Source organism: Burkholderia sp. Ac-20392, assembly GCF_017104585.1.
GTDB classification, from domain to species: Bacteria; Pseudomonadota; Gammaproteobacteria; order Burkholderiales; family Burkholderiaceae; genus Burkholderia; species Burkholderia lata.
On record NZ_JAAGPB010000779.1, the window covers coordinates 1 to 2,410 of the forward strand.

Annotated in this window: 1 protein-coding gene and 1 riboswitch; the gene reads left to right on the forward strand. The window is 66.9% G+C overall.

Annotated elements, in window-relative coordinates; translation table 11 throughout:
* Positions 1-117 precede the first annotated feature (117 nt).
* Positions 118-241: riboswitch (TPP riboswitch) on the reverse strand.
* A 269-nt stretch (positions 242-510) separates the two neighbouring features.
* Complete coding sequence (locus tag G3N99_RS38100) at positions 511-2,280, forward strand: ABC transporter ATP-binding protein/permease (RefSeq protein WP_206124953.1); 1,770 nt, start codon at positions 511-513, stop codon at positions 2,278-2,280.
* Positions 2,281-2,410 lie beyond the last annotated feature (130 nt).

Sequence of the window (2,410 nt, forward strand, 5' to 3'; positions counted from 1 at the left end):
TCGGTCATCATTCCTTCCGTAACGCGCAATGCGCGTACCCAAAAGGACGAAACCGGCAGCAAAGGCCGGCCGGGCGGAACAAGGGCGCTGACCATGTGGGATGGCAGCCAGCGCGGCCCGGCGGGTTCAGAAACTTCCCTCGCCGGTATTACCCGGATCGGGTGCAAAGGGTTTTTCTCAGCCTCATCGCGCTGCCCGGAACATCTGCCGGCCGCGCCACGAAGCACCCCTGTTTCGTCGTCGGCCATTAGACCATAAAAGCGGAAAGCGCCGCAAACTGTCCCCCTTGCGGCAAATTCGCCGTCGTGCCGCGCCGCTCTGGCACAATGCCCGCAGGCCGGCCGCGCGAGCGACCGGTTGCCGCGTCACCGCCGGCCTTAAGTGCCGTTTAAGACGCGCGGGCGACCATCCGGACGCCCGCCGTCAGTCGGCGCCGCGTCCCGGCATGCCGTATCGCGGCGCGCGCCCGGCTTCGCCCGGCCCGCGCGCCGGCTACTCATCAGGAAGCACATGACCCAATCGATCGATCCCGTCCGCTCCGCCTCCGACGCGTCGCAGGACGAGCGTCCGGTATCCGCATGGAGCCTCATCAAGCCCTACTGGGTATCGTCCGAATGGAAAATCGCATGGGGCCTGCTGGTCACGATCATCGCGATCAACCTCTGCGTGGTCTGGATCAACGTCCGGCTGAACAAGTGGAACGCGGAGTTCTACAACGCGCTGCAGTCGAAGGACGTCCACGACTTCCCGAACCTGCTGATGCAGTTCTCCGCGCTCGCGTTCGCCTTCATCATCCTCGCCGTGTACGGCCGCTACCTGCGGCAGATGCTCGGCTTCCGCTGGCGCCAGTGGCTCACCGACCGCTTTCTCGGCCAGTGGCTCGGCGATCGCGCGTTCTACCGGATCGAGCGTGACCGCCTCGCCGACAACCCCGACCAGCGGATCACCGACGACCTCCAGTCGTTCGCGACGACCACGCTCGCGCTGTCGCTCGACCTGCTGTCGACGGTCGTCACACTCGTGTCGTTCATCACGATCCTGTGGTCGCTCGCCGGCGCGCTGACGGTTTCGCTCGGCGCGACGCCGATCGCGATCCCCGGCTACATGGTGTGGGCGGCCGCGCTGTACGCGGTGGTCGGCTCGCTGATCATCCAGAAGGTCGGCCATCCGCTCGTGTCGATCAACTACCAGCAGCAGCGCGTCGAGGCCGACTTCCGCTTCGGGCTGATCCGCGTGCGCGAGAACGCCGAGCAGATCGCGTTCTACGACGGCGAGAAGACCGAGACCGGAAACGCGCAGAACCTCTTCATGCGCATCCGCGACAACTGGTGGCGCGTGATGAAGTACACGAAGCGGCTCACGTTCGTGCTGAGCTTCTACGGGCAGATCGCGATCATCTTCCCGCTCGTCGTCGCCGCGCCGCGCTATTTCGCGGGCGCGTTCTCGTTCGGCGTGCTGATGCAGATCTCGTCCGCGTTCGGCACCGTCAGCGATTCGTTCTCGTGGTTCATCAACAGTTACTCGACCCTCGTCGAATGGCGCGCCACCGTCAACCGTCTGCGCGAATTCAAGCGCGTGATGGGCACGTCGCACCTGAAGGAAAGCCTGTCGCCCGCGACCGAACACGGCGGCATCAACCTGCACTATGTCGACGACGCGAAGCTGTCGACGTCGTCGCTCAAGCTCGCGCTGCCGAACGGCAACGCGCTCGCGAACATCGGCAGCGTCACGATCGAGCCCGGCTCGCGCTGGCTCGTGATCGGCAAGTCGGGTTCCGGCAAGAGCACGTTCATGCGTGCGCTCGCGGGCTTGTGGCCGTTCGGCGACGGTGCGATCGATGCGCCGGTCGGCGCGCGGATGATGTTCGTGCCGCAGACGAGCTATCTGCCGATCGGCACGCTGAAGGCCGCGCTCACCTATCCGGCGACACCCGACGCGTTCAGCGACGAAGCCTGCCGCGACGCGCTGCGCGCCTGCCGCCTCGAGGATTACGTCGACCGCCTCGACGAGACCGCGCACTGGACCCGCGTGCTGTCGCCGGGCGAACAGCAGCGCCTGGCCGGCGCGCGCGTGCTGCTGCACAAGCCCGACTTCCTGTTCCTCGACGAAGCGACCAGCGCGCTCGACGCCGACAACGAAGCACGCCTGTACCACCTGTTCGCCGAACGGCTGCCGAAGGCCGCGATCGTCAGCATCGCGCACCGCGAGTCGCTGGCCGCGTTCCACGTCGGCACGATCAACGTCGAGCGCGTGAACGACAGCGACAAGGTCGCCGCGTGAACCAACGCGCCGCGCACATCGCGCGGATCGCGCTGATTACCGGCGCGAGTTCCGGGATCGGCGCGGCGCTCGCGCGGCGGCTCGCGACGCCCGGTATCGCGCTGGCGCTGCATGCGCGCGGCGCGGACGA

Coding starts and splice junctions, on each gene's coding strand:
- G3N99_RS38100 (WP_206124953.1), top strand. CDS start 511: ATGACCCAATCGATCGATCCCGTCCGCTCCGCCTCCGACGCGTCGCAG.